The 2081-nt window shown below is 69.2% G+C and carries 1 protein-coding gene; it reads right to left on the bottom strand.

The window, feature by feature from the left end; translation table 11 throughout:
* Positions 1-140 precede the first annotated feature (140 nt).
* Positions 141-2081: chemotaxis protein CheA (locus ACXJKH_RS19235; RefSeq protein WP_457321773.1), on the bottom strand; the 1941-nt coding region annotated here is incomplete at its 5' end.

The following is a 2081-nucleotide window of genomic DNA, read 5'->3' as shown; positions in this document are numbered from 1 at the left end:
GCCCAAGGCCGCCGAACCCACGGACGAAGCGCCCCCGCGGGTAGCGGGGGCGCGCCGACAGGCGGGGGTGTTGGGTGCGGGTAAGCCGGGGCCCGCGGTTTGCAGCGCACACCGTGGGGATGTTTCGCGACTGCGAAAGATCACGCCGCCTGCGGCACCCGCAGCGAGCGCACCAGGCCGCCGATGTCCACGATCAGCGACACCCGGCCATCGCCGAGGATGGTGGCGCCGGACACGCCGCTGATGCGGCGGTAGTTGTTTTCGATGTTCTTGACCACGACCTGCTGCTGGCCGACCAGTTCGTCCACTTCCAGCGCGATCTTCTGGCCATCGCCTTCGACCACCACCACCAGCGAGTCGTCCTTGGTGCGGGCGCCGAAGCCGTAGTACTCGCTCAGCGAGAGGATCGGCAGGTACTCACCACGCACGCGCAGCACGCGGCCTTCGCCGGCCATGGTGCGCACGTCCTCGGGCTGCGGCTGCAGCGCTTCGAGCACGTAGGCCAGCGGCAGGATCACCGTTTCACCGGCCACCGCCACGGTCATGCCGTCGAGGATGGCCAGGGTCAGCGGCAGCCGGATCAGCACGCGGGTGCCGTTGCCGGCCTTGCTTTCCAGCTGCACTTCGCCGCCCAGCGCCTGGATGTTGCGGCGGACCACGTCCATGCCCACGCCACGGCCGGATAGATCGGTGACGGCATCGGCGGTGGAGAAGCCCGGCTGGAAGATCAGGTCCCAGACCTGCGCGTCGGTGGGGTTGTCGGGCACGCTCAGGCCGCGTTCGAGCGCCTTGGACAGGATCTTTTCGCGGTTGAGGCCGCGGCCGTCGTCGCTGACTTCGATCACGATGTGGCCGCCCTGGTGCGAGGCCGCCAAGGTGATGGTGCCGGTTTCATCCTTGCCCGCATCGCGACGGACGTCGGGCATTTCCAGGCCGTGGTCGATCGAGTTGCGCACCAGGTGGACCAGCGGATCGGCGATCTTTTCGATCAGGCCCTTGTCCAGCTCGGTGCCTTCGCCGATGGTGCGCAGGCGCACCTGCTTGCCCAGCCGCGAGGAGAGATCGCGGACCAGGCGCGGGAAGCGGCGGAACACCGCATCCACCGGCAGCATGCGCACGCCGATCACCGCTTCCTGCAGGTCGCGGGTGTTGCGTTCGAGCAGGTCCAGGCCGGCGAACAGCTGTTCGGCGTGCACCGGGTCCAGCGCATGCGAGACCTGCTTGAGCATGGCTTGGGTGATGACCAGTTCGCCGACCAGGTTGATCAGTGCGTCGACCTTTTCCACCGCGACGCGGATCGAGGTTTCCGCTTCGTGCGCGGCGGCCGCCGGCGCGCCGGGCGCAGGAGCGGCAGCAGACGCAACGGGTGACGCCGCTACCGGGGCAGCCGGTGCGCTGGTGGCCAGGCTGGGCGGTGCGGCCGGACGGATGTCCAGTTCGCAGTCGTCCACGACCCAGGCGAAGGTATCTTCAATCTTGCTGCGCGGCACCTTGCCGACCAGGCCGAGGTCCCACGCCAGGTGCGCTTCGAGCGGGTCGAGCTGGTCGAAGCCGGGCAGGCGCTCCATGCGCGCGGCGACCTGCAGCGAGCCCAGGTGTTCGAGTTCGCGGATGATGCGCAGGGGGTCGTTGCCGCTCATGAACAGCGACGGGGAGGGAACAAAGCCTATCTGCCATGCTTCGGGCGTGTCGTCGACCTTGGCCGCCGCGACCGGGGCACTGGCGGCGGCCTGGCCGGACAGCACCGCTTCAAGGCGCGCCTTGATCGCCGCCACCGCCTGCGGGTCGGCCGGCTGGCCGTGTTCGGCTTCGCGCAGCAGGGCGCGCAGCACGTCCACCGAGGACAGCATCGCATCCACGGCGGTGGCTTCGAGTGCGCGCTTGCCGGCGCGCAGTTCGTCCAGCAGCGTTTCCAGCACGTGGGTAAGCGCGGCGATCGCGTCGAAGCCGAAGGTGCCGGCGCCGCCCTTGATCGAGTGCGCGGCGCGGAACACCGAGTTGATGATTTCCGGGTCCTGCTGGCCCGATTCGAGCGCCAGCAGGCCAGCCTCCATCGCATCCAGCCCCTCGCGGCTTTCTTC

The sequence above is a fragment of the Stenotrophomonas sp. P5_B8 genome, assembly GCF_054049855.1.
This window is presented reverse-complemented; position numbering and strand designations above follow the sequence as displayed.